Origin of the sequence: Haloprofundus salinisoli, assembly GCF_020097815.1 — an archaeon.
Taxonomy (GTDB): Archaea; Halobacteriota; Halobacteria; order Halobacteriales; family Haloferacaceae; genus Haloprofundus; species Haloprofundus salinisoli.
The window spans coordinates 461,840-486,003 of sequence record NZ_CP083663.1 but is presented as its reverse complement, the minus strand read 5'-3'; the positions used below and the strand labels follow the sequence as shown (position 1 = coordinate 486,003).

Annotated in this window: 26 protein-coding genes and 1 tRNA gene; 15 read left to right on the top strand and 12 right to left on the bottom strand. The window is 67.1% G+C overall.

The window, feature by feature from the left end:
* The first annotated feature begins 180 nt into the window (after nucleotides 1–180).
* A complete protein-coding gene (gene artA / locus LAQ73_RS02595; protein ID WP_224269700.1) occupies nucleotides 181–1,191 on the top strand; it encodes an archaeosortase A in 1,011 nt (336 codons plus the stop codon).
* 35 nt (nucleotides 1,192–1,226) lie between these two features.
* On the opposite strand, the gene dph5 is transcribed toward artA, so the two are convergent.
* Nucleotides 1,227–2,033, bottom strand: coding sequence for a diphthine synthase (gene dph5, locus LAQ73_RS02590; protein WP_224269699.1), 807 nt, complete (start codon nucleotides 2,031–2,033; stop codon nucleotides 1,227–1,229).
* A 360-nt stretch (nucleotides 2,034–2,393) separates the two neighbouring features.
* Between dph5 and LAQ73_RS02585 the strand changes: the two genes are divergently transcribed.
* Nucleotides 2,394–2,726, top strand: a complete 333-nt coding sequence (locus tag LAQ73_RS02585; protein ID WP_224269698.1) for a DUF7344 domain-containing protein — start codon at nucleotides 2,394–2,396, stop codon at nucleotides 2,724–2,726.
* An 813-nt stretch (nucleotides 2,727–3,539) separates the two neighbouring features.
* Here LAQ73_RS02585 and LAQ73_RS02580 read toward each other — a convergent pair.
* The 3 genes from LAQ73_RS02580 to LAQ73_RS02570 all read right to left on the bottom strand — a co-directional run bounded on the left by LAQ73_RS02580 (nucleotide 3,540) and on the right by LAQ73_RS02570 (nucleotide 5,743).
* Nucleotides 3,540–3,914, bottom strand: a complete 375-nt coding sequence (locus tag LAQ73_RS02580) for a HalOD1 output domain-containing protein (RefSeq protein ID WP_224269697.1) — start codon at nucleotides 3,912–3,914, stop codon at nucleotides 3,540–3,542.
* 635 nt (nucleotides 3,915–4,549) lie between these two features.
* A tRNA-Thr gene (locus LAQ73_RS02575) sits at nucleotides 4,550–4,622 on the bottom strand.
* Between the two features lie 95 nt (nucleotides 4,623–4,717).
* On the bottom strand, nucleotides 4,718–5,743 hold the full coding sequence (locus LAQ73_RS02570; protein ID WP_224269696.1) for a class I SAM-dependent methyltransferase: 1,026 nt from the start codon (nucleotides 5,741–5,743) through the stop codon (nucleotides 4,718–4,720).
* An 82-nt stretch (nucleotides 5,744–5,825) separates the two neighbouring features.
* Here LAQ73_RS02570 and LAQ73_RS02565 point away from each other — a divergent pair, with 82 nt between their 5' ends.
* Nucleotides 5,826–6,119: a hypothetical protein gene (locus LAQ73_RS02565; RefSeq protein ID WP_224269695.1), complete on the top strand. Its 294-nt coding sequence runs from the start codon at nucleotides 5,826–5,828 to the stop codon at nucleotides 6,117–6,119.
* On the opposite strand, the gene LAQ73_RS02560 is transcribed toward LAQ73_RS02565, so the two are convergent.
* Together LAQ73_RS02560 and btuC are read right to left on the bottom strand one after the other, a co-directional pair.
* Nucleotides 6,077–7,417 carry a heme ABC transporter ATP-binding protein gene (locus LAQ73_RS02560; RefSeq protein WP_224269694.1) on the bottom strand — a complete coding sequence of 447 codons (1,341 nt, stop codon included), beginning with the start codon at nucleotides 7,415–7,417 and terminating at the stop codon, nucleotides 6,077–6,079. The two genes, LAQ73_RS02565 and LAQ73_RS02560, sit on opposite strands and share 43 nt — an antisense overlap.
* Nucleotides 7,414–8,508, bottom strand: a complete 1,095-nt coding sequence (btuC, locus tag LAQ73_RS02555) for a vitamin B12 ABC transporter permease BtuC (RefSeq protein WP_224269693.1) — start codon at nucleotides 8,506–8,508, stop codon at nucleotides 7,414–7,416. The genes LAQ73_RS02560 and btuC overlap by 4 nt, the downstream gene beginning before the upstream one ends.
* Before the next feature lie 64 nt (nucleotides 8,509–8,572).
* Between btuC and LAQ73_RS02550 the strand changes: the two genes are divergently transcribed.
* The 4 genes from LAQ73_RS02550 to LAQ73_RS02535 all read left to right on the top strand — a co-directional run bounded on the left by LAQ73_RS02550 (nucleotide 8,573) and on the right by LAQ73_RS02535 (nucleotide 11,533).
* Complete coding sequence (locus LAQ73_RS02550; RefSeq protein ID WP_224269692.1) at nucleotides 8,573–9,784, top strand: PGF-CTERM-anchored ABC transporter substrate-binding protein; 1,212 nt, start codon at nucleotides 8,573–8,575, stop codon at nucleotides 9,782–9,784.
* Nucleotides 9,785–9,858: 74 nt separating this feature from the next.
* Nucleotides 9,859–10,137 (top strand): signal recognition particle subunit SRP19, encoded by a 279-nt coding sequence (gene srp19 / locus LAQ73_RS02545; RefSeq protein ID WP_224269691.1) that lies wholly within the window; start codon nucleotides 9,859–9,861, stop codon nucleotides 10,135–10,137.
* Nucleotides 10,137–10,364, top strand: a complete 228-nt coding sequence (locus tag LAQ73_RS02540) for an H/ACA ribonucleoprotein complex subunit GAR1 (RefSeq protein ID WP_224269690.1) — start codon at nucleotides 10,137–10,139, stop codon at nucleotides 10,362–10,364. The genes srp19 and LAQ73_RS02540 overlap by 1 nt, the downstream gene beginning before the upstream one ends.
* Nucleotides 10,365–10,474: 110 nt before the next feature.
* Nucleotides 10,475–11,533, top strand: a complete 1,059-nt coding sequence (locus LAQ73_RS02535; protein ID WP_224269689.1) for a presenilin family intramembrane aspartyl protease PSH — start codon at nucleotides 10,475–10,477, stop codon at nucleotides 11,531–11,533.
* 1 nt (nucleotide 11,534) lies between these two features.
* On the opposite strand, the gene LAQ73_RS02530 is transcribed toward LAQ73_RS02535, so the two are convergent.
* Nucleotides 11,535–12,008: a PUA domain-containing protein gene (locus LAQ73_RS02530; RefSeq protein ID WP_224269688.1), complete on the bottom strand. Its 474-nt coding sequence runs from the start codon at nucleotides 12,006–12,008 to the stop codon at nucleotides 11,535–11,537.
* Between the two features lie 93 nt (nucleotides 12,009–12,101).
* On the opposite strand from LAQ73_RS02530, the gene LAQ73_RS02525 reads away from it, so the two are divergent.
* Nucleotides 12,102–12,929: a DUF7847 domain-containing protein gene (locus LAQ73_RS02525; RefSeq protein WP_224269687.1), complete on the top strand. Its 828-nt coding sequence runs from the start codon at nucleotides 12,102–12,104 to the stop codon at nucleotides 12,927–12,929.
* Here LAQ73_RS02525 and LAQ73_RS02520 read toward each other — a convergent pair.
* Nucleotides 12,926–13,423, bottom strand: a complete 498-nt coding sequence (locus LAQ73_RS02520) for a LabA-like NYN domain-containing protein (protein WP_224269686.1) — start codon at nucleotides 13,421–13,423, stop codon at nucleotides 12,926–12,928. The two genes, LAQ73_RS02525 and LAQ73_RS02520, sit on opposite strands and share 4 nt — an antisense overlap.
* Before the next feature lie 327 nt (nucleotides 13,424–13,750).
* Here LAQ73_RS02520 and dapA point away from each other — a divergent pair, with 327 nt between their 5' ends.
* From dapA to LAQ73_RS02490, 6 genes are read left to right on the top strand one after another with little or no spacing between them, the layout of a single operon-like run.
* Entirely contained in the window at nucleotides 13,751–14,656 is a 906-nt protein-coding gene (gene dapA / locus LAQ73_RS02515) for a 4-hydroxy-tetrahydrodipicolinate synthase (RefSeq protein WP_224269685.1), read from the top strand.
* Nucleotides 14,653–15,447, top strand: a complete 795-nt coding sequence (dapB, locus tag LAQ73_RS02510) for a 4-hydroxy-tetrahydrodipicolinate reductase (RefSeq protein WP_224269684.1) — start codon at nucleotides 14,653–14,655, stop codon at nucleotides 15,445–15,447. Before dapA ends, dapB begins: the two co-directional genes overlap by 4 nt.
* Nucleotides 15,444–16,289, top strand: coding sequence for a 2,3,4,5-tetrahydropyridine-2,6-dicarboxylate N-succinyltransferase (locus LAQ73_RS02505; protein WP_224269683.1), 846 nt, complete (start codon nucleotides 15,444–15,446; stop codon nucleotides 16,287–16,289). The genes dapB and LAQ73_RS02505 overlap by 4 nt, the downstream gene beginning before the upstream one ends.
* Nucleotides 16,286–17,593, top strand: coding sequence for a diaminopimelate decarboxylase (lysA, locus tag LAQ73_RS02500; RefSeq protein WP_224269682.1), 1,308 nt, complete (start codon nucleotides 16,286–16,288; stop codon nucleotides 17,591–17,593). The genes LAQ73_RS02505 and lysA overlap by 4 nt, the downstream gene beginning before the upstream one ends.
* A complete protein-coding gene (gene dapF / locus LAQ73_RS02495) occupies nucleotides 17,590–18,543 on the top strand; it encodes a diaminopimelate epimerase (protein WP_224269681.1) in 954 nt (317 codons plus the stop codon). Before lysA ends, dapF begins: the two co-directional genes overlap by 4 nt.
* Nucleotides 18,540–19,670, top strand: coding sequence for a M20 family metallopeptidase (locus LAQ73_RS02490; protein ID WP_224269680.1), 1,131 nt, complete (start codon nucleotides 18,540–18,542; stop codon nucleotides 19,668–19,670). The genes dapF and LAQ73_RS02490 overlap by 4 nt, the downstream gene beginning before the upstream one ends.
* 58 nt (nucleotides 19,671–19,728) lie before the next feature.
* Here LAQ73_RS02490 and LAQ73_RS02485 read toward each other — a convergent pair whose 3' ends face one another.
* The 4 genes from LAQ73_RS02485 to purB form a co-directional block, all read right to left on the bottom strand.
* Nucleotides 19,729–19,992 carry a zinc ribbon domain-containing protein gene (locus LAQ73_RS02485; RefSeq protein WP_224269679.1) on the bottom strand — a complete coding sequence of 88 codons (264 nt, stop codon included), beginning with the start codon at nucleotides 19,990–19,992 and terminating at the stop codon, nucleotides 19,729–19,731.
* A 134-nt stretch (nucleotides 19,993–20,126) separates the two neighbouring features.
* Entirely contained in the window at nucleotides 20,127–20,306 is a 180-nt protein-coding gene (locus tag LAQ73_RS02480) for a tetratricopeptide repeat protein (protein ID WP_224269678.1), read from the bottom strand.
* 314 nt (nucleotides 20,307–20,620) lie between these two features.
* Nucleotides 20,621–20,848 carry a zinc ribbon domain-containing protein gene (locus LAQ73_RS02475; protein WP_224269677.1) on the bottom strand — a complete coding sequence of 76 codons (228 nt, stop codon included), beginning with the start codon at nucleotides 20,846–20,848 and terminating at the stop codon, nucleotides 20,621–20,623.
* A 72-nt stretch (nucleotides 20,849–20,920) separates the two neighbouring features.
* Nucleotides 20,921–22,339 (bottom strand): adenylosuccinate lyase, encoded by a 1,419-nt coding sequence (gene purB, locus LAQ73_RS02470; protein ID WP_224269676.1) that lies wholly within the window; start codon nucleotides 22,337–22,339, stop codon nucleotides 20,921–20,923.
* A gap of 169 nt (nucleotides 22,340–22,508) precedes the next feature.
* On the opposite strand from purB, the gene purH reads away from it, so the two are divergent.
* Nucleotides 22,509–24,092, top strand: coding sequence for a bifunctional phosphoribosylaminoimidazolecarboxamide formyltransferase/IMP cyclohydrolase (gene purH / locus LAQ73_RS02465; protein ID WP_224269675.1), 1,584 nt, complete (start codon nucleotides 22,509–22,511; stop codon nucleotides 24,090–24,092).
* Nucleotides 24,093–24,164 lie beyond the last annotated feature (72 nt).

The following is a 24,164-nucleotide window of genomic DNA, read 5'->3' as shown; positions in this document are numbered from 1 at the left end:
TTCGAGCGCTAACGCAGAACCACCGGGACCGTTCCCGGCCCTTCTTCCTTTATCGAACCCACGCCGACGAGCGACGGCCATGTCGGTCGGCGTTCGAGCTAGTCGGCTCTCGTGACCACTCGTGCGTCCGCACCACCGCAGACGACAAGGGATTTAGCCCCGCACGCGAAGCATAGCGATATGCCCGGCGTCGTCCCCTCCGACCCCCTCGCGTGGGTCGCCATCGCGTTGTTCGCCGGCGGTGCGCTGTTCGAGCGCGCGAACCGCCGCGCCGCCCGGTACGTGATGGTGAGCGCGTGGATCTCCTTCGCGCTCTTTTGGCTCAATCTGTTCCCGCACTTCGCCTTCGAGCACAAATCCTACATCGAGGGTATCCTCAGCCTCGCGGCGGTCCCGCTCTGTCTCTACGCGGGGCTGTTGCTGTACCGCGGCCGCGACACCCTGTTCGTGCTCTCGCGCGCCGTCGCCGTGATGGGCATCGTCTATCTCCCGTTCGAGACGATACCCGCGATAACGGTCGGCGCGACGACGATACCCTCGCCCCGAGAGGTGTTGGTCGAACTCGTCGCCGCCCAGACCGGCTACCTCATCAACCTGCTCGGCTACCACCCGACGCCCATCGTCGGCTCGGAGGGGTACGACAACACGTTCCGATTCGTCCACACCGACGGACACACTCTGGTGTTCTCGGTCGTCCTCGCGTGCACCGGTATCGGGAGCATGGCGATCTTCGCGGGGCTCATCGCCGCGGTCCGCGCGCCGCTGGGTCGGAAACTCCGCGCGCTCGCCATCGCCATCCCCATCATCTACGCGTTGAACCTCCTGCGGACGACGTTCATCGGCATCGTCTTCGGGAAACAGTACATGCAGTGGTTCGTCGACGAGGTGCTGTTGCTGTTCGGCTCCTCGGACCCGTACATGGTGTCGTTTTTCCTCTCGGACCGCGTCATCAGCCAACTGCTCGCCGTCGTCGCGCTCATCGGCATCACCTACCTCGTCGTCCGCGAGCTGCCGGAGCTGCTCACCGTCATCGAGGACGTGCTGTTCATGCTGACCCGCGAGGAGTACGACCTCCACAGCGCGCTCGATGTCCCGCAAACCGGTAGTCGCGGACAGATGCGACCCGACGGCGGACACGTCGGTGTCGAGAGCGGTGCTGAAGCAGAACGTGGCGGCGACGACGGCGACTAACGTCGTCTCCTCGTCGGTTTCTCGTCGACTGCTGCCTAAACGGTGTTCTCGTCGATGAGGTCCGACGGCGCATCGCCGAACGCCGAAAGCGCCTCCGCTTCCAGATCGTGCAGCGACGCGGGAACGATCAGCATGTGCAGCGGGTCGCCGAACTCGCGCTCCGCGAGCGCCGAGAGCCGGTCGGCGGCGACGACGGGTTCGGGACTGCCCGCGCGGGCGACGACGACGCCCAGCGCGTCGCCGTCCCAGTCGCGGGCGAACTCGCCCGCGGCGAACTCGCCGGTCATGTACTCGTCGTCGGCGTCGACGCCCGCGCGCTCGTAGCCGACTTTGATGTCGAGGTAGACGAGCGTGTGGAGCCCGCGCTCGCGGTTGTCCCCGATGGTGTCGACGACGCTCTTTGGAGTTCCGTCGGCACCGTGGGCGTACGGGAACGGGAGCGTCGTCGCCTTTCCGAATCTGTAGTTCTGCAGGCCGGTGAGACCGCTCGCCGCCGACTGCGCGGTGACGCCGTGGACGATGCGCGTCTCGATGCCGCGTTCGTGCGCTCGCAGCCGAAGGTCGACGTGCGTCGTCGAAATCATCGTGTCCCCGGCGGTGAGAAACGCCGCGTCGCCGTCGTCCGCGGCGTCGAGAATCGCTTCCGCGTCTTGTTCGACGCCCGCGCGGTCCCTGACGTCGATGTCGACGTCGTGGTGGTCGGCGAGTTCCTCGACGGTCGTTCCGATGAGTTTGCTGGTGTAGAACTCCGCGAACGCGCGGTCGGCGCTTCGAAGCGCCTCCCGTCCCTCGACGGTTATCGACCGCTCGTCGTAGAGACCGAGTCCGATGAACGTGAGCATCGTGTAGTCGGAGTCGGCGACACGCGCGCATAAACCGTCTGCATCGGGTCGGCGCACGGATAGGCGGATAACTCGGGGCGGCGACACTGAATCGGCGTTCGAGATGGTACGTCGGGCAGCGTGACGACATCGCCCCATCGGCGGACGGGCGGTGAAGCGGTGGAGCGGACAGGCAGTCGAGATGGTCGAACGCGAAGTTCGGAGAGACAGTCGAGGGCGTAAACTCGGGTGCGGCCGATATATCGGGCGGTAAAAAGTACTGTATCAATGTAGGTCGTAGTTGATTGCCCCGTGTGTGGTAGTTCGTACGCAGATGACAGTCTCGCAGAACCAACTGAGACAGTTCGGAGGCATCGTCCGGTGAGCGAGCACGACCAGTGCGCGGCGACACTGGACCGACTCTTCCGTGCGCTGGGCCACCAATCGCGCCGACGCATCCTCGTCTTTCTGGTGCGGGAGGGCGTCGCCGACGAAGGCATCGAACTGGAACGGCTCGCCGCCGAGGTGGCCGAGATGAACGTCGCCACCGAGGACTTCTACCACGTCCACCTGCCGCGACTCGACGAGGTGGAGTTCGTCGACTGGGACCAGGAGCATCAGACGATACGACGCGGTCCCCGGTTCGACGAGGTGACACCACTTCTCGAACTCCTCGACGAACACCGAGACGAACTCCCGACCGGGTGGCCCTGACGACGGGAATTTGAAGACTCGACCCGACAGGAGCACGACGGTGCGCGGAGAGCGCACGGTGCGTCTCTCGTCCGGACAGTCTGTACCGCCGCGGAGCCGGGGGAGTTACGTCGGCCCGCGAACCGTGGACGGCCGCCGAAGTCCGCTCGGTAGACGGAGTTGTACCACCGAAATCGCCGGCCAGCGCGGTCGAAACCGGAACTCGCACCTCCGCAAGAGCTGGGGAAAACGGGTCTAAAGGTAGCTTCTCGCCCCGTCTGCAGCGAACTACACCCACCATTTCGATGTCGGTACCTGAGGTAGTGAACGAGGAGTACCCGCCACGCGATAGGTTCCTGTAGGACTTGGCGGGACTCGACGCGCAATCTGTCTCCCCCGTGCGTTGTGTGTCTACGTCCGGGGTCACCATCCCCCGACCGCTCTCACATCCTGGGCGACGAGCTCGCCGTTCGGAGAACGTCACGTGCCAGCGGAATACAGAGCAGCCACTGGCGTACTCATCTATTCTCGTCTGGGTAATCTTTATTTTCTAGAAATGAAGAGAAAAGACATGCATGAGGGAGACTGCACCTCGTCGAGAACCAAGCCGCACAAAAAGACACCCTCGACGACCGAGTGAAGAACTCAAACTCGGGAAACCCCCACAAACCAGAGTCGAAGACGGAATCAGCGGCGAACAGATCGCGTGGCTCCAGCGGTTAGTCGATGCCCGACGAAGAGACCGCAAATCGCAACAGTAGTCGACCTAGTAACTATTTTCCGAACCGAGAGTTGTTCCACCGAAATACCAAAATAACTTCGTCAGCGGTGTTGCTACGCAGTCGATTTCTCGGAGTTCAACTCGGAAGCCTCAGACAGAGAGATCTGACGCTCGAAAATGGCCTCACCCGAGCCGTGTAGTTGCACGTTCCATCCGTTCGTGGTGAATTCGACGTACAGATTGTTCGATGGGGAGTTGAACAGCATGTTCAGCGAATCGGTCTCGATATCACCGAACATCGGGTCGAGGTCGAGCGGGTCGCGTCCTTCGATGGCCGCGATTGACATGATGATAGCCGTGGAAGTGTCCTGATCGGCCATCGTTTCTGTTATGTCTATCGCGTATGTCGGGACGCTGACGCCGGGCGACGTGATTTTTTGTGGAATTTTACCCGTAGTAGGCACATAAGATTGTATGATCGTGGGCATGATAAATTGCCTGGTGGCCACGTTAGCTACAAACATGCCAACCGCGATCGGGGGTGAACAGGGGGCCATTCACCGACTGGGCGTTTTCAGTCTCAAACTCACTGCAGTTCTCACCGAACGCGGCCATCTACAGAGAAGCAAGGCGAGTGTCTTTGGGGTCGTTTGGAAGACGGAAGTTCGTCGGTGATCGGGCGAACCGCGTTCGCAAACCTCGCGAATCGCTGATTCGCTCGGTGACGAGACCCGAAAGTGTCTCGAACCGCTTTGACCTCGGGAGAGACACGCCGTTCTCACCGAATTATAGATTGATTTTTAGATTATCCGATGAGTGCTTATAGTCTGGCTATTGTCTCATAGGTGGCGACTCCGAGAAAGGGGTCTGCCCCGTATTAGGCACACGGGCAGACTTCTTTTGACGGTCGCCATTACCTGGTGGCGGCAATATCATGGCGAAACTCAACTACACGGGGGTTCTCCGGAGAAGAAGCGATATACAGAGACACTACGGTTCTCAGTGTAACTGTACGCGCAGCGCAGACCGGCGGAAGGAGTTGAACCACGGTCGGAGCGAAGCCGCTCCATGATTCGAATCCCTCGCGGGTCGCTTCGCTCCTCACGAAGTTCGTCGCAGAAAGAGCCGGTGGAGGGATTTGAACCCTCGGCCTATTCCTTACGAAGGAATCGCTCTGCCAGCTGAGCTACACCGGCGCGGTATCGCGCACCTCAACGTACCGCCATCGGGCCAATAAGGGTTCCGAAACGAGACGCCGCGTGCCAGACAGAAGCGCAGTCACCGCGAGCGATTAGCGGGAGAGCCGAACGTCCAGACAGACGTTGTACTCGTGGGGCGCGTACGAGCGGACGACGCGCTCGTTCAGCACGGTCACCTCGTACTCGGGCGCGGCGGCGGCGCGAATCGCCCGCTCGCCGGGACCGAAGGGGTCGTCCTCGTGCTGGATATCGTAGTAGTGGATGACGCAGTCGTCGCCCGCGACGGCGACGGCGGTGTCGAGGAACTCGCCGGCGCTGTGCGGGAGATTCATCACGATGCGGTCGGCCCAGTTTTCGTACTCGCGTCCGACCTCGCGGACGTCTCCCTGAATCGCCGTGAGGCGCTCCGAAACCCCGTTTCGGCTCGCGTTCTCGCGGAGATACTCGACGGCCGCTTCGTTCAGGTCGGCGGCGACGACGTCTGCGCCCGCGTCGGCGAACGGAACTGCGAACGGCCCCACTCCGGCGAACATGTCGAACACGCGTTCGCCCGGTTCGACCTGTTCGACGACGCGGTGGCGTTCGGTCGCCAGTCGCGGCGAGAAGTACACCGTCGAAATGTCGAGGAGGAACTCGTAGCCGTACTCGCGGTGGACCGTCTCGGTTCGCGGGCGAGACTCCGTCTCGCTGCCTCCCGAGGGTCCGTCGGGGACGCTCCCGGAGAGAACGTCCCAGTCGCGGACGCGGAGTTCGCCCCGAATCTTCGAGGCGCGGTTGACCACCGTCTTCGCGCGTACGTCGGAGTCCCTCACCGCGTCGGCGATCTCGCGGGCGCGTTCGGGGTCGTCCTCGTCGAGGATGACGATGTCGCCGAGTCGCTCGTAGGAGGGTTCGAAGCCCAGGATATCCGCGGGCGTTCGCTGCTGTCGTCGGGTGGGGACGTCGCGGTCGACCACCTCGTACTCCGCCGGGACGCCCGTCGGGTCGGTCACGGGGATGAAGAGGACGCCGTCGTCGGCGACGATGTCGTGACCGTGGTCGACAACCCCCGCCTCGACGAGCGCCTGTCGGGTCTCCTCGCCCGCGGAGGCGGGCACGCGTACGCAGGGCACCGTCATGTCTGTCGAGAGCGTCGCTCCGGCGGCGAGTAAGGCTGACGCTTCGCGTGTCGGTTATATCGGTCGCACACGAACTGCGACTGTGGCCGACGATTTCGAGTTCCCCGAACCCCAGCCGGGACCGTCCGCGAGACGCCTCGCCGTCCGTCTCGGCTGTACGACCGTGCTCTCGTTTCTGCTCATCGCCGTCTTCTGGGAGTTCGTCGTCCGGTGGATGCCGCTGCTGTGGCCGCCGACGGAGCCGTACTCGCGTTGGCTGAGTATCGCCGCCGTCTTCCTCGGGTCGCTGTTTCTGCTCCCCGGCATCGTCGGTTCCGTCGTCGGCGACGCGCTCTACGACCGCTGGTCGGAGGAGCGAGACGGCGACGAGGACTGAGCGGACCGGGTGGCGTCCGTCGCCTCCCGCCCCTCGTCGACCGCGGCGGCGACCGCACCGACGACGCGACTCGGCGAGACCACCGTCGCCCGCTCTCGGAGTTCGGCGTACGTCTCGGCGGCGTCGGTCCCTGAGTAGTTCCGCTCTTCGAACGGTCGCTCCTCGACGAGGACGACCGACGACGCGGCGCGAACCGCTTCGAGGTTCGCCCGGTTACCCTCGCCGACTTCCACGTCGGCGACGACGGTCACGTCGGCCTCGCGGATGCGAGATTCGACTTCCGCGCGCGCCTCGCCGTCGACGGCCGCGAAGGGTCGCACCGTCACCGCGTCCAGTCCGAGACTGTGGGCCGTTTCGGTGTCGGAGTCACCTTCGTTGAGCGCGCCGACCGACACCTCGTAGCCCGCGGCGTCGAGGAGATAGAGGAGACGGGCGGCGCTCCCGCCGCCGCCGACGACGTGGACGCGGCCCTCGTCGCCGCGGTCGCGGCGGGGGTCGTCGGGCAGCGCCGTCACGTACACAGAGCCCGTCACCGGATGCCGGGAGACGACGGCGTTGGCCCTGAAGGCGGTCTCCAAGTTCGCTTCGGTGAGCACCGCCTCGGGGTCGCCGGCGGCCAGCACCCGGCCGTCGCCCAGAAGCAGGAGTTCGTCGCAGTAGTGCGCCGCGAGGTTGAGGTCGTGGATGGCCGCGACGACCGTCTTCCCGCTCGCCACGAGGTCGCGGACGAGTTCGAGCGTCCGCACCTGGTGGTTGATGTCGAGGCTCGCGGTCGGTTCGTCGAGCAGGAGCACGGGTGCGTCCTGCGCCAGCGCCCGCGCGAGGAGCACCCGCTGACGTTCGCCGCCGCTGACCGCGGTCACCGACCGGTCGGCGAACTCCGTGACCGCCGTGCGGGCCATCGCGTCGTCGACGGCGCGTTCGTCCTCGGGGCCGAAGCGCTCGAACCGGCCGAGATGCGGCGAGCGACCCATGGCGACCGTCTCGCGCACGTCGAAGTCGAACGACAGCGAGGTGTCCTGGGGAACCGTCGCCACGAGTCGACTGACCTCCTTCGACGACCGACCCGCGATGGGGACGCCGTCGACGGTGACCGCCCCCCGGTCGGGTCGAATCAGCCCCGACAGCGAGCGAAGCAGCGTCGTCTTCCCCGCGCCGTTCGGCCCCACGAGACCGACGAACGTGCCGCGTTCGACCGTCGCGTCCACCCCGTCGAGGACGGAGACGCCGCCGAGTTCGACCGCGAGGTCGTCGACGCGGATGGCAGTCGCCTTCTCCTCACCGTTTCGGTCGCTCACAGCGAGCGCACCTCCTGCGTCCGCAGCAGATAGAGGAAGAAGGGCGCGCCCAGCGCCGCGGTGACGACGCCGACCGGCAATTCTGCGGTTCCCGACCGGGCGAGCGTATCGGTAGCGACGAGAAACGCCGCGCCCGCGAGCGCGCTCGTCGGCAACAGAACCCGGTGGTCCGGGCCGACGACGAGGCGCATCACGTGCGGGACGATGAGGCCGACGAAGCCGATAACCCCGGAGACGGCGACGGCCGCCGCGGTGACGAGACTCGACACCGCCAGGAGGACGCGTTTGGTCCGCTCGACTTCGATACCGAGGCTGTGGGCGTCCTCCTCGCCGAGGAGGAGAACGTTCAGGTCTCGACCGTAGGCGAGCAGCAGGAGAAACAGCGGCGGAACGACGAGCGCCGCGACGCCGACGTCACCCCACGAGGCGTTGTCGAGGTGGCCCATCAGCCAGTAGACGACCTGTCGGAGGCTCTCGCCGCTGTGCAGGAGCATGAACGAGATGACCGCGCCGAGAAACGTCTGGACTGCGACGCCCGCGAGAAGAAGGGTGGCGACGGGTGTCTTCCCGTTTTCGCTGGCGATGAGGTAGACGCCGAACGCCGTGAGAAGCGCGCCGAGAAACGCCGCCCCCTGCAGGCCGATGCCGAACGGGAGCGCGAACGGCGCGACGAGAAACGCGACGGCACCGACGGCCGCACCCGAGGAGACGCCGATGATAGAGGGGTCGGCCATCGGATTCCGGAAAAAACCCTGCATGACGACGCCCGCCGTCGCCAGCGCGAAGCCGACGACGGCCCCGAGCAGGATGCGCGGGAGTCGAATCGTCGTCACGATGACCTGGTGGGGGCCCTCGACGGGAAACGAGAAGGGATGAGCATAGCCGACGGCGGGCGTCGGAACGGCGACGCCGGCGACCGTCGACTGCTCGAACGAGAGCGACGCGGGAACGGCGACGGCGTTGAGCGTCGCTTTTGTGACCGTCGCCGGCGTGATCGCGACCGGGCCGATACCGGCGCTCACGAGGACGACGACCACCAGAACACAGGAGAGAGCGCCGGACCAGAGGCCCGCGCGTGTCGCAGTACGCATCTGTTACGAAAGCCTGGTTGCATTAGACAAATACTTATTGGATTAGTGGTTCGTCCTCCGTACGATGCGACAGACAGTATCCGCGATTCTCACGACGCTCGTCGTCCTCTCGCTCGTCGCACCCGCGGCGGCGACACCTTTGACGGGCGTCGGCACCGCAGACACTCACCACGGCGTCTCTCCGGCGGTGCAAGCCGACTGCGCGTTCCCCTTCACCGCGACCGACGCGACGGGAACCGAAGTAACGATAGAAGAACGACCCGAGCGCGTGACGACGCTCAACCCCAGCGCCGCCCAGACGATGTGGGAGATCGGCGGCGAGGACCAGGTCGTCGGCGTCTCGCAGTTCGCGTTCTACCTCGACGGCGCGGAGAGTCGGACGAACGTCTCCGCCGCCGGCTTCGGCGTGAACAACGAGAAGGTCGTCGGCACGAACCCCGACCTCGTGCTCGCGCCGAACGCGACGCCCGTCGAGACCGTCGAGGCGCTTCGCAACTCCGGGCAGACGGTGTTCTACATGTCCGAGGCGACGACCGTCGAGGACATCCGCGAGAAGACGACGCTCATCGGCCAACTCACCGGGAACTGCGAGGGCGCGGCCGAGGCGAACGCGTGGATGACCCAGAACGTCGACGCCGCCGAGAACGCGACGACCGACGCCGAACGACCCTCCGTGCTCTACCCGCTCGGCGGCGGCTACGTCGCCGGCGGCAACACGTTCATCAGCGCGATGATTAACGCCTCCGGCGGGTCGAACGTCGCCGCCGAGCGAGGACTGAGCGGCTACCCGCAAGTGAGCGACGAGGTCGTCGTCGAGGCGAACCCCGAGATACTGCTCGTCCAGACGGAGGCCGCCGGCCAGCAGTACGTGACGACGGAACCGTACGCCAGCACGGCCGCCGGTGAGAACCAGCGGTACGTCGTCGTCGACCAGAACTACCTCAACCAACCCGCGCCGCGGAGCGTCGTCTACGCGGTGCAGAACATGACCGAAGGCTTCCACCCCGACGCCGACGCGGCGTTCGTCTCTCGCGCGGAGTTCCGGGCGAACGCGAGTACGACCGCCAATGAGAGCGACGACGACTCCTCGGCATCGACCGAGACGACGCAGACCGATGAGGAAACCGAAACCGAAGCGCCCGCCGTCACCGACGGCGGTGAGACGGACACCGAGTCGACCGACGCCGACTCGACCGACACCACCGGACCCGGCTTCGGCGTGACCGTCGCCGTCGCCGCCTTAGTCGCCGTCGCGCTGTCGATGCGGCGTCGCTAACCGGACCGACTCCCGACCGTCAGACCGCGACCGGCGACCACAACCGTCTTTTCGCCGGCGCGTCCACTCCGATTATGGTCGAAAACGTCATCTGGCCCGCCTATCTCGACGCCGAGAAGACCCGCTCGAAGGGGCGACGCGTCCCGCTGAAGGCCGCCGTCGAGAATCCGACTGTCGACGAGATCGCAAAAGCCGTCCAGCAGGTCGGCTACGACGCCGTCATCGAGCGCGACAAGACGTACTCCCGGGAGTACGAGACCCGCGGCTGCGTCCTCGTGCAGGGTGCCGACGACGCCACCAAGAACGACCTCGTGCAAGCCGTCGCCGCCTACGTCGGCATCCTCCGCGACTGATGCGGCGCGTCGGCACCGTCTCCCGGACGGCACAGGGACTCGCGATCGTCCGCTGGGAGGGCGACGAGGACCCGCGAATCGGCACCAGCGTCGTCGACGAGAGCCTCTCGTCGGCGGGCCGCATCGTCGACGTGTTCGGCCCCGTCGACGCCCCGTACGTCGCGGTGACGCCGAAGGACCGCGCGAAGCTCCCGTCGATGGTCGGCACGAAGCTCTACGCGCGATAGCCTCGTTCCGTCTCGTCTCTCGACCGGTCACCCGCCGCTCACTTCTCGACCGGTCGCTCTCTCGCCGCCAAGCGGAACCACCAAACCATCCGCGTGCGAACCGGTCGTCGATGGACCCTCGCATGTTCCGCGGCACCGCCCTGGCCGCGCTCATCTTCCTCCTCGTCCAACTCGGAGCGCTCGCGCTCGTCCCGACGTTCGAAGCGGCCGGCTATCAGGCCGTGGAGAACCCCTCCGACCCGACGAACAGTTTCGTCTACATCGGCGCGATTCTGGTCGCCACCGCCGCGATGCTTCTGGCCTTCCGCTACGACGCCGCGTGGACGGTTCGCGCCGTCGTGCTGTTCAGCAGCGGCCTGCTCTCGTGGTACGTGTTCAGCGCCATCGTCCCGCCCGTCTTCGTCGTCGAAACCGGTTGGGGCTACGTCGAACTCCTCTCGCTGGCGCTCGCCGCCGGCGTCTCGCTGGCGTTGTATTTCTATCCCGAGTGGTACGTTGTCGACACCGCGGGAGTGGTGATGGGCGCGGGTGCGGCCGGCCTGTTCGGCATCAGCTTCGGCGTCCTCCCGGCTATCGTCCTTCTCGCCGTGTTGGCCGTCTACGACGCCATCAGCGTCTACGGCACCAAACACATGCTCAGTCTCGCCGAGGGCGTGATGGATTTGCGAGTTCCGGTCGTGCTGGTGATTCCGCTCTCGCTTTCGTACTCGCTTCTCGACGACGACTTCTCGGGCGCGAGCGACGTTCACGAGAACGAGGAGGACGAGGGCGGCGACGGCGAGCGCGAGAACGGCGAGGAGCCGACGCCCGTCGCCGACGGCGATGGTGCGGAATCCGAGGAGAGCGCCCCCGACGACGCCGGACGCGACGCGTTCTTCATCGGTCTCGGCGACGCGGTGATGCCGACGGTGCTCGTCGCCAGCGCGGCCTTCTTCTCGCCCGCGGCGGCGCTCGGTGTCGGCGCGATCCCCGCGCTCAACCTCCCGGCGCTTTCGGCGATGGTCGGCACGTTCCTGGGTCTGGGCGTGCTGATGTGGGCCGTCGCGAAAGGTCGCGCCCACGCCGGGCTGCCGCTTCTTAACGGCGGGGCCATCGGGGGTTACCTCCTCGGGTCGCTGCTCGCGGGCGTCTCGCTGGTGCAGGCGCTCGGCATCGCGCCGTACCTCTGAGTCACGTCTCGCCCGCGCCGTCTCGGACCTTCACGGCCATCCCCGACTCGAAGTCGAGCATCGCCGACGCCGACAGTTCCGCGCGGCCGACGGCCAGCACGTCTCCGCGCTCGTGGACGACGGCCACCTCGTCGCCCTGTCGAATCTCGCCGCCGACCGCCTGGACGAACTTGGCGAAGACGTTCTTGCCGTCGCGGACGAACGGTTCGCTCTCGTCGCCGACGACGACCCGGCAGGCGGGCGCGTCGAGCGTCTCGACGAGGCGACGACCGCCCGCGATACCGAGGCGGAACCGGCCGTCGACGCCGTAGGAGACGACTCTGTCGTCGCCGTCGTACACCTGTCGGGGACGGCCGCTCTTCGTCCGCCGGAGTTCGAAGTCGCCGGTGTCGGGAAACAGCGCCGCGCCGGCACCCGCGCCGAACTGGTAGTCGGCGACGACGCGCAAATCCGCCACGTCCGCAGCATCGCTCATACTCGGGTCTGACCGCCGGGCGGCGAAAACGCTTCGACTTCCGAGTCCGGACGGGCACGTATCTTTATCACACCCTGCATCCAACGTCGGTTTGTGTCGGTAATCCAATCGTTTACACAGTCCCTCCGAACCGTCCTGAAACAGCCAGCGCTGTTCGCCCCGGCGGTCGTCTACGCGCTACTGGCCCTTCCGGCGGTCGTGTTGCCGCTACTGGGTGCCCCGCTCGTCGGGTCCGTCGGGTCGCTGTTACTCGTCCTCGCCGCACCCTTCTTCGTCGGCGGTATCGTCGGCATGGCGCGGGACGCGCTCGGCGGCCGCGCGTCGCTGTCGACGTTCACCGCCGAGGGGAAGAAGAACTACGTGACGCTGCTGCTGGCGAACGTGCTGCAGTTCGCGCTGGTGTTCGTCGGCTTTCTCGTCTTCGGGGTCGCCGCTCTCGCGGTGTTCGCGCTCGTGGGAGTGTTCGCGCCGGACCCGACAGCGGGTCTCGGACTCGGCGTCGGCGTCGTCTTCTTCGGCTTGCTCGCGCTCGTCTTCCTCGTCGCGTTTCTCTTTCAGTTCTTCTTCCAGTTCTACACCGTCGCCATCGTCGTCGAGGGGGCAGGCGTCGTCGACGGGTTCAAGCGAAGCTACGGCCTCGTCCGGTCGAACCTGCTGAGCGTCTTCGGTTACACGCTGTTGGCAGTCGTCATCGGCGTCGCCGTCCAACTGCCGACGTTCGCGCTCTCGGCCGTCGACGCGCTGACGGCCTCCGGGGCGGTCGCCGAACCGCCCGCGGCGGTTCTCGGTGCGCTCATCGGTCTTGCGTTCCTCTCGACGGTGGTCGTGTTCGCGTTCCAGCAGACGTTCGCGACGGCGTTTTTCCTCGACGTGCGGGGGAACGCCGCGAGCGCCGAAGCGGTGGGGTCGTCCGCCGCTTAGAGTAGGAACGTGTCCTCTCGCTCCGAGAGGTCCACGAACGAGTCTGCGGCCTCGATGAGCTCTTCGGCCGTCGACTGTTTGAACGCCATCACTTCCGCGCGGACGCCCTCGTGGCGCAGGTGCGAGCAGAGACGAGAGAAGTCGCCGTCGCCGGTGCAGAGGACGATGGTGTCGACGTGGCTCGCCAGCGTCACGGCGTCGAGGCTCATTCCGACGTCCCAGTCGGCCTTCTTCGACCCGTCGCCGAACGTCTTGATGTCCTTTATCTTCGTCTCGAAGCCGATGTCGACGAGCGCCTCGAAGAAGCGTTCCTCGTCGGGGGCGTCCGCGCGGATGACGTAGGAGATGGCGCGGGTGAGTTCTCGATCCTGCACGCTCTTTTCGAGAAGGGAGGAGTAGTCGATGTTTCGAGAGTAGAGACTCTGTGCCGTGTGGTAGAGGTTCTGCGCGTCGACCAAGACGGCGACACGCTGGTTCGGGTGAATCTCGGTCATGACTCCATACTCGGACGGCCCCGATTTAATCCCTCGTTCTCGGCGGTGTCGCGGAACTCCGTCGCCGACGCATCCGAATCGACCCCCGAACGGCGGCGAACGGCAGGATTAGCACACGACGTAAGGTATAAATCTCGCAGACACCCTTGGTGGGAACGTGACCCACTCGGTCGTCGCGTTCGGGACGCGCCCCGCGACAGCGACGCCGCCGACTCTTCTGAAAAAACGCGCGTACTGATTGCTCGCGGCGGGGGTGGCGACCCCGTCCCGGGTGAGCCTCGACGCGCACCGATACACTACCGTCTCTCTCGACACCACACAGCACCAATGACAACCGACCAGTTCCGCGGGGTGTACCCGGCGATGACCACGCCGTTCACCTCGGAAGGACGCATCGACTTCGAACAACTGCAGACCGACGCCCGACGCCTCGAAGCCGCCGGGGTCGCGGGGCTCGTCCCCGTCGGCTCGACGGGCGAGAGCGCGACGCTCACCCACGACGAACACGTCGAAGTGGTCGAGGCCGTCGTCGACGCCGTCGACGTACCAGTTATCGCCGGCTCCGGCTCGAACTCGACGCGCGAGGCGCTCGAACTCTCGCGGCGCTCCGCGGACGCCGGCGCGGACGCGCTTCTTCTCATCTCGCCGTACTACAACAAGCCGGAACCCGCCGGGATGCTGGAGCACTACCGCACCATCGCCGACGAGGTGGACGTGCCGCAGATCGTCTACAACGTCCCCTCCCGAACCGGCCGAAACATGACCGTCGACACCGTCGCCGAACTCGCTCGCCACGAGAACGTCGCCGCCTACAAGGCCGCCAGCGGCGACCTGAATCAGATCTCCGAACTCGTCGAGCGCACCCGAGACGAGGCGTTCTCGGTGCTGTCGGGCGACGACGGACTCACCCTGCCCGTCCTCTCGGTCGGCGGCACCGGAACCATCAGCGTCGTCGCCAACGTCGAACCCGAGCGGACCGTCGAACTCGTCTCGGCGGCGCTCGACGACGACTACGCCCGCGCCCGCGAGATTCACCACGAACTTGGCGAACTCACCCGGCAGCTGTTCGTCGAGACGAACCCCATCCCGGTGAAGGAGGCGATGGAGATGCGCGGCTACGGTCCCGCCGACCTGCGCGCGCCGCTGACGCGGCTCTCCGAGGAGCACCGCGACCGCCTGCGAGAACTGCTCGACGGCCTCCAAGCGCGGGAAGCGGAGGCGACGAGCAGATGAGCGCGGGCGGCGACGGAGGACGAGACCGACCGGTCCGCGTCGCCATCACCGGCGCGACGGGTCGGATGGGCGGCGAACTGCGCGAGTTGGCCGCCGACCGCGACGACGTCGACCTCGTGCTCGCCGTCGCGCGCAGCGGCGCGGACGCGGACGACGCGGTCGAAGGCGCGGCCGACCTGCCGCCGCTGCTCGCAGAACGCGACCCGGACGCGCTCGTCGACTTCACCGGCCCCGAGTCGAGCGTCGAGTACGTCGCCGCCTGCGTCGAAGCCGACGTCCCCGTCGTCGTCGGCACGACCGGCTTCTCCGAGGAACAGGAGTCGGCGCTCGAGGACGCGAGCGAGTCGGTTCCGCTCCTGAAGGCGGCGAACTTCTCGCGCGGCGTCGCGGGACTTCGCCGCGCCGTCCGCGAGGCGGTCTCCGCGCTTCCGGGCTACGATATCGAGGTGACGGAGACCCACCACAACGGCAAGCGCGACGCCCCGAGCGGGACGGCCAACACCCTCCTCGACGACATCGAGGCCGAACGCGAGACGACGGGGCGCGTCCACGGCCGCGAGGGCGACCAACCGAGAGAAGCCGGCGAAATCGGCGTCCACGCGCGCCGCGCCGGCGACGTGACCGGCGAACACGAGGTACTGCTCGCCGGCAACCACGAGGTGCTTTCGCTCACTCACCGCGCCGGCTCTCGCGGCGTTTTCGCCGCGGGAGCGCTCGACGCGGCGGTGTGGCTCGCCGGCCGCGAGGCCGGTCGGTACGACTTTTCTGACGTAATCGGAGGTTCACAATGACGACACTCGAATCCGACATCGACGACCTGTGGCAGCGCTACGACGACGACGAGATAGACGCCGAGACGGCCGGCGGCGACGAACTGGACACGCTCGACGTGTTCCTCGACACGCTCGAAGCCGGCGAGGTTCGGGCGGCCGAGAAGACCGGTTCCTCGCTCGACTCGTGGGAGGCCAACGAGTGGGTCAAGCGGGGCATTCTCCTCAACTTCGGCCTGCGCGAGACCCGACCCCGCGAGTACGGCGGCGTGACCTATCACGACGTGCTGCCGCTGCGGGATACGACCGACCTGGCCGAGCGAGGCACGCGGAACACACCCGACGGCACCGTCCTGCGCCGCGGCGCGCACCTCGGCGACGACTGCATCGTCATGAGCCCGGCGTTTCTCAACGTCGGCGCGCACGTCGGCGACGGCACGCTCGTCGACTCCTGCGACACCGTCGGCTCGTGCGCCCAGATCGGCGCGAACGTCAAACTCGGCGCGAACACGCTCATCGGCGGCGTCCTCGAACCCGTCGAGGATGCTCCTGTGGTCGTCGAAGACGGCGTCTCGCTCGGCGCTGGCTGCCGGGTCACCTCCGGCTTCGTCGTCGGCGAGAACAGCATCGTCGGCGAGAACACGCTGCTGACGCCGCGGATTCCCGTCTACGACCTCGTCGAGGAGGAGGTGGTGTACGGTCACCTGCCGCCGGAGCGCCGCGCCTTCACGCGCTTCGTCGAATCCTCTCTCGGCGACCACGACCTGTTCGCCGGCGGCGCGTTCAAGCCCGCCGTCGTCGCCCTCGACGTCGAAGACGACACCCTCGACGCGACCCGTCGGGAGGAGGCGCTCCGGGAATGAGCGACTCATCCGAGGGGGTATCGCGCGGAGAACACCGCGGCGACTCCCGTCGCGACAATCCGGCGGTCCGGCGACTCGCCGACTGGGACGCCGCCCGACTCGCCGACCTCGCCGGCGAGTACGGCACGCCGCTGTACGTGACCGACCTCGGTCGGGTTCGGGAGAACTGCGCTCGCCTGCGTGAGGCGTTCCCCGACGCCGAAGTCCGCTACGCGGCGAAGGCCCACACCGGTCGGGCGGTGCTCGAAACCGTCCGTGACGCCGGCCTTCCCGCCGAGTGCGCGTCGGCGGGCGAGGTCCACCGGGCGCTCGGCGCGGGCTTCTCGGGTGCCGAAGTCCAGTACACCGCCGTTCACCCGCCCGCCGGGGACCTCGACTACGTCGTCGACGCCTGGCGCGAGCACCCCGACCTGACGATCACGGTCGGCGCGGCCGACACCGTCGACAGACTCCGAGAGCGAGGCTTCGACGGTCGCCTCTGCGTCCGCGTCAACCCCGGCGTCGGCGCGGGCCACCACGAGAAGGTCCGGACCGGCGCGAACGCGAAGTTCGGTGTCCCGTACGACCGCGCCGCCGACCTCGTCGAATCGGCGAGCGAACAGTTCGACGTGGTCGGCGTCCACGCCCACGCCGGCAGCGGCATCTCCGGCGACGACCTGGCGAACCACCGCGAGCTCGTCCGCCGGATGGGCGACCTCGCCCGCGAGATTTCGGCCGCGGGCGTCGACCTCGAATTCGTTGACGTGGGCGGCGGCTTCGGCGTTCCGTACGAGGAAGACGAACCGGCGCTCGACCTGCCGGCCGTCGCCGAGGCGACGCGCGAGGCAATCGGCGGCATCGACGCGACGCTCGCGGTCGAACCCGGGCGCTACGTCGTCGCCGACGCTGGCGTGCTCCTCACGCGGGTCAACACCGTCAAGGAGACGCCCGAGACGGTCGTCACCGGCGTCGACGCCGGGATGACGACGCTGCTTCGGCCCGCGATGTACGACGCGTACCACGCGATTCGGAATCTCACGTCCGAGAGTGGCGACGGTGCGGGCGACGCCCGTGAGACGGTCGGCGCGACCGTCGTCGGCCCCATCTGCGAGAGCTCGGACGTGTTCTGCGAGAACCGCCCCCTGTCGCGTCCCGAACGGGACGACCTGCTCGCCGTCGGCAACGCGGGGGCGTACGGCTACGAGATGGCGAGCACGTACAACTCCCGACCGCGACCCGCGGAGGTCGCCTTGGAGGACGGAGACGCCGCGTTGGTCCGGCGGCGCGAGACCCTGACGGACCTCACGGAGGTAGAATCACGATGAGCCCAGCACTCAACCACAGCGTATCGTTCGAGAAGTACCACGGAACCGGCAACGACTTCGTCGTCGTCGACGCGGCCGACTCGGTCCCGTACCGCGGCAGGTTCGCCGAGGCGTACTGCGACCGCGGGACGGGCGTCACCGACGGGAGCGGCGCACACGACCGACGCGGTGCCGACGGCGTCCTCTTTCTGGCGCTCGAAGACCGCTTCCACCCCCCGCGCATCGTGATGACGCTCGTCCAGCCCGACGGCTCGGTCGCCGCGATGTGCGGCAACGGCGCGCGCTGCGCCGCGGCGTGGGCGGCCGCCCGGACCGACGCCTCGGAGTTCATGATCGACACCCAGTCGGGGACCAAGCGCGCCGTCGTCCGCGGCAACCCGGGTGGCGACGACCCGGCCGACATCACCGTCGAGATGGGACATCCGACGTTCGAACCGCGAGACGTTCCGCTCGCGGCCGACCGCGACGGCGAACTCGTCGCCGAGGAGGTCGAAGGACTCGAAGTCACCGCGGTCAACACGGGCGTTCCCCACGCCGTCGCGTTCGTCGACGACGTTCCCGACGAGCTGCGCGAGTCGGGAGCACGCCGGACAGAGTCCGGCGGCGTAGCGGACGTCGACCTCGAAGCCGTCGCGCCCGCGGTCCGTCACGCCGACGCGTTCCCCGCCGGGGCGAACGTGACGCTCGCTTCCCGCGACGACGACGGCGGCTTCAGCCAGCGCACCTTCGAGCGCGGCGTCGAGGGCGAGACGCGCTCCTGCGGGACGGGTGCGGTCGCCATCGTCGCCGCGGCCAAGCGCCTCGGTTACGTCGAGGGCGACGACCCGGTTCGCGTCTCGCCGCCGGGCGGCGACCTCGAAATCACGGTGCCCGACCGCGGCAGCGCGACGCTCCGCGGTCCCGTCGAGGCGGAGTACGAGGGCCGACTCGCCGCCATGCCGGAACGGTGAGCGACGACTCCGAGACACAGGCGTTCGACCCCGTCGAGTTCCTCGACCGGGCGGTCCGCGTCGAGTCCCACGAGGACGTGACGGCGATGCGCGAGCTGCTCGTCGAGACCATCGAGACACGGGGCGTCGACGCGACGGTCGACGACGCCGGGAACACGCTCGCCTCCCGCGGTGAGGGCGTACCCCATATCGTGCTGAACACGCACATCGACACTGTCTCGCCGCACGTCGAGTACGAGCGCGAGGGCAGCGGCGACGACGAAGTGATTCGCGGCCGCGGGTCGTGCGACGCGAAGGGGCCGCTCGCGGCGCTGCTCGCGGGGTTCTTCGCTGTCGACGTCGGTACTGGTGGCGATAGCGGCGATGGTGGCGGCAAAGTGACGCTCGCGGTCACGCCCGACGAGGAAACGCTATCGACGGGCGCGCACGCGCTCGACCTCGACGGCGACCTGTACGTCGTCGGCGAACCGACCGGCTTGGACGTGTGTACCGCGGCGAAAGGTCGATTCGAGGGAACTCTCGAACTCTCCGGCGAGAACGCTCACGCCGCCGAATCGGCGTCGGGAATCAACGCCGTCGCCGCCGCGGAAGGCGCGCTCGAAGCGGTTCGGACTTACGACGAAACCGTCGACGCCGCGCCGCCGACGCACGACCAACTCGGCGCGCCCTCTTTGACGCCGACGGTCATCTCCGGCGGTGAAGCGACGAACCAACTGCCGGACGAGTGTTCGATTACCGTCGACCGCCGGAGCGTCCCGCCGGAGACGGCGGAGGAATTTCGAGAAGCGCTCGAAGCGCACGTCCGAGCGCACGTCCCCGAGGACGTGGGCGTCGCGTTCGCGCTCACCGAGCGCGAGACGCCCTTCTTGGAGGCCTTCTCGACCGACCCCGACCACGAACTCGTCCGGACGCTCGCCGACGCCGCCGGGCGGGGCGTTCGTCCGTTTACCGCCGCGACGGAGGCGTCGTACTTCTCGCCCGCACCGACGGTCGTGTTCGGCCCCGGTGTCCTCGCCGACGGCGAGGGACCGGTGGCGCACGCCGACCGCGAGTACGTGCGGGTCAGTGAGGTTCGAGCGGCCGCAGATGCGGTGACGGAGGCGCTTGGGTCGCTACTCGGCACGTAATCGGTGTTCGGAGAGGTTTTCTCCCGGTGCGGTGTCGTACTCGTCTGACCGCTCAGTCTCACTCGAAGAACTGGTCGACGAGAGACGCTTCGTCGTCGGGTTGGACGAACGCATCATAAAACTCGGAGTAACCGCAGTTGGTGCAGGTGACGACGTGGTACGTCTGGTCTTCGACGCCGAGGAGGGTGGACGACCCGGGCGACGTGGTCGCGACCTTCCCCACGGCGGCGTCGTCGCCGCCGCATTTCCCGCACCCGCCGGTCGTACTCGTTCCGCCGTCCGTCACGACGATTCGCTCGTCGGTCCCGTATCGAGGGCTCACGGGCGGGGAAGTCTCGACGCGGAGCTAAATATTTTCGTTCCCGTCCGTCTCGTCGGGTTTGCCGACGCGGTGACCGAGACGTTGCGGTCGCTGGTGGGCGAGGGCGGGTAACGAGCGGTCGCGGTCGCAGCTACTTACTCCTCGGTCGTCGCCGGTCCGACTCTCGTCGACTTGCACTCCGGACACTGGTCGAGATGCGTGTGAAACCGCGCATCGCACTCCCGACACCGGTACGCTGCGTTTTCCTCGGCCGTCGTCTGTACAGTCCGTTTGAACTGCTCGGCTTGGCGTCCCAGCTCGTTGAAAATTCCCATGAGTTCTCTCCGTAGAGACGGCGGGGACGGATAAGCGTTCGCTGGCGTATCGAAGGGGGCGCTTTTGGACGACAGGACCGTATCCCACCTCATGTCGGACCGGTACAATCAACTCGGCCGGCCGCTCTACGCGTGCGAGGACTGCTCTATCGCGTACGCCCGGTATCAGGCGCCGGAGACGTGCCGCGTGTGCGGAAACGACTCGTTCGTAGCGGTTCAAGTCAAGGGGAACTCCCCCTGACGCCGTTACGCAGCGGCGAGCTCGATATCCTCGAAATCGAAAGTTGGCGTCCGCGTCTGAGCGAGCGACTCGCTCACCCGAGGAAGATATCGACGACGTCACCGCTCGAAGTTCCTCGATACAGCTCCGAGTAGCCGCAGTTCGTACACGAGACGACGGTGAACTGTCTCGTCTGAATGTCGAAGAACTTCGAGAGGCCGCTGCCGGTCGTCGAGATCGAGTCCGTCATCGCTTCGTCGTGACCGCATTTCTCGCACCCGCCGCGGGTCTGTGCGCTGGATGGGCTGTGGTCGGAGACCATATCTGTCATCTGTGCTGACACGATAAATATCTTCTCGACGTCTCGACTCTCGTGGTGACGACTCGACTCCGCTCAGTTCCCGTCGAGTTCGTCGACGAGGCCGTTGGCGACGCCCGTGTAGCCGGTGGGCGAGAGCGAGCGCAGCTCCTCGCGCACGTCGAGCGAGACGTCGAGGTCGTCGAACAGCGTGCGGAAGTCCTCGATGGTCACGTCGCGGCCGCGAGTGAGCTCCTTCACCCGTTCGTACGCCTCGGTGTCGCCCTCGCGCCGGAGGATGGTCTGGACCGCCTCGCCGATGATTTCGGGCGTCGCCTCCAGTTCCTCACGCATCACTTTCTCGTTCGGGACGACCTTGCCCAGTCCGGTCTCGGTCTTGCCGTAGCCGATGAGACAGTGCGCGAACGCCGCGCCGATGTTTCGCTTCACCGTCGAATCCGAGAGGTCGCGCTGAAGGCGCGAGGTCGTAACGTAGTCCGCGAGGAACGTCAGGTCGGAGTTGGCTTTCGAGAGGTTCCCCTCGCTGTTCTCGAAGTCGATGGGGTTGACCTTGTGCGGCATCGTCGACGACCCCGTCTCGCCCTCGACGGTTCGCTGACCGAGGTAGCGGTCGGAGACGTAGAGCCACACGTCGCGGTCCAAATCGAGGAGAACGTTGTTCGCGCCGCGGAGCGCGTCGAAAAGGGTAGAAAGGTCGTCGCAGGGGTTCACCTGCGTCGTCAGCGCCGTGTGGCGGAGGCCGAGCGACTCGACGAACGATTCGGAGAAGGCGCGCCAGTCGACGCCCGGGTAGGCGGCGACGTGGGCAGCATACGTTCCCGACGCGCCGGCCAGTTTCCCCGAAAGCGCGTCGCTCGCGTCCCGAACCCGGCCCATCTGCCGGCCGAGGCGCGCGGCGACGACGGCCATCTCCTTGCCGAACGTCGTCGGCGTCGCGGGTTGGCCGTGGGTTCGCGCGAGCATCGGCGTCGCGCGGTGCTCCCGCGCCAGCGTCGTCAGTTCGTCGCGCACGTCTGCGAGCGCCGGGAGCAACACGTCCTCGACGGCGGGTTTGACGAGCAGTCGCTGCGCGAGGTTGTTCACGTCCTCGCTCGTGAGGCCGAAGTGAATCCACGGGTGGAGTCGCTCGGCGTCGTCGACGTCCGGGGACTCGCCGAGTCGAACCCGCAGGAAGTACTCGACGGCTTTCACGTCGTGGTTCGTCGCCGAGTACTCCTCGGTGCCTTCGGTTTCGAGGCGCTTGACGAGGCGGGCGTCGTCGCCGTCGAACGACTCGTAGCAGTCGCCGAGGGCGGTGCGTTCGTCGGCCGAGAGCGAGAGCGGCGTCGCGTCGAGGTCCGCGAGCGCGACGAGGTACTCGGCTTCGACGCGGACGCGGGCGCGCATCAGCGCCGACTCGCTGGCGTACGGAACCAGCGGCGCGGTTCGGCGCGCGTACCGCCCGTCGACCGGCGAGACGGCCGACAGTGGGTCGTTCCGAGAGAGGTCTGTCATGCACGGGTGTGCCCGCGGACGCGGCAAAAGCGTGTCGATGAGTGCAACCCATTTCTGTGCATATTAGGTCGAGGTAGTGGCGGTGTTTTTGCTGATTGTGTACACGTATCTGTATAATCTCGGTCTCGAGACCGCAACTGTTTTTCCTGCGGCGGTGGGCGTCTCTCGTATGCTACGAATCGCGGGTCTGGCGAGCAATCGCGGACGGAACCTTCGACACATCGCGGACGCGGTGCCCGGCGGCGCGGAGTTGAGCGTCGTGCTGTCGAACCGCGCCGACGCGCCGGTGCTGGACGCGGCCGCCGAGCGCGACGTCCCGACCGAGAGCGTCGAACGCGAGGACGGAGAGTCCCGCGAGTCCCACGAGCGTCGCATCCTCGACGCATTGGACGACTACGAGTTCGACCTCGTCTGCCTCGACGGCTACATGCGCGTGCTCACGAGCGAGTTCCTCGACGCCGCGCCGACGACGCTGAACGTCCACCCCTCTCTGCTCCCGTCGTTCCCCGGCAACGACGCCCACGAGCAGGTGCTCGAAGCCGGTGTCCGGACGACCGGCTGTACGGTCCACGTCGTCACCGAGGAAGTCGACGCCGGCCCCATCGTCACGCAGGAAGCGGTTCCCGTCTTCGAGGACGACGACGAGGCGTCGCTGAAAGAGCGCGTGCTGTACGACGCCGAGTTCGCCGCCTACCCCCGCGCAGTTCGCTGGTTCGCCGAGGACCGCGTGACCGTCGACTCGGAGTCGGGTCGCGTCGCAGTCGAGGGCGACGAGGGCGGCGACCTCCCCTCGCGCCGCGTCGTCTCCGAGCGCCGCGGCGACACGCTGCGCTACGGCGAGAACCCGCACCAGGACGCCGCCGTCTACGTCGACGACGCCTGCGAGGAGGCCAACGTCGTGAGCGCCCCGCAGTTGAACGAGGGCGCGAAGGCGCTGTCGTACAACAACTACAACGACGCCGACGGCGCGCTCAACCTCATCAAGGAGTTCGACGAACCCGCGGCGGCGGTCATCAAGCACACCAATCCCGCCGGCTGTGCGACCGCCGAGACGCTCGCGGAGGCGTACGAGCGCGCGCTCTCGACGGATCCGATGAGCGCCTTCGGCGGCATCGTCGCGCTCAACCGCGAGTGCGACGCCGAGACGGCCGAACTCGTCGCCGACTCCTTCAAGGAAGTCGTCGTCGCCCCCGGCTACACCGACGACGCGCTCTCGGTGCTGACCGAGAAGAAGAACCTCCGCGTGCTGGACGTCGGCGAACTCGGCGGGATTTCAGAACGCTTCACCGAGAAACCCCTCGTCGGCGGCCGACTCGTCCAGGAGCGCGACCTGTGGAGTCCGACCGTCGACGACCTCGAAGTCGTCACCGAGCGCGAACCGACGGACGAACAGCTGGAGACGATGCTGTTCGCGTGGAAGGTGCTCAAGCACGTCAAGTCCAACGGCATCCTCTTCGCCGACGGAACGGAGACAGTCGGCGTCGGCATGGGTCAGGTCAGCCGCGTCGACGCCGTCCGCCTGGCGGCGATGAAAGCCGACGAGCACGCAGAGGGCAAATCCGCCGACGGCGCGGTGATGGCCTCCGACGCGTTCTTCCCCTTCCCCGACGGCATCGAGGAGGCTGCCGAAGCCGGGATCGACGCCGTGATTCAGCCCGGCGGGTCGGTCAACGACGACGACGTCGTCGCGGCCGCCGACGAGCACGACATGGTGATGGTGTTCACCGGCCGACGGTGCTTCAGACACGACTGAAAGGAGTGCCTGAAGCTCGTCGTGGAGCAAAGCGCAACGATGGTGTTTTAGTCACGACTGAGCGGTAGCGAC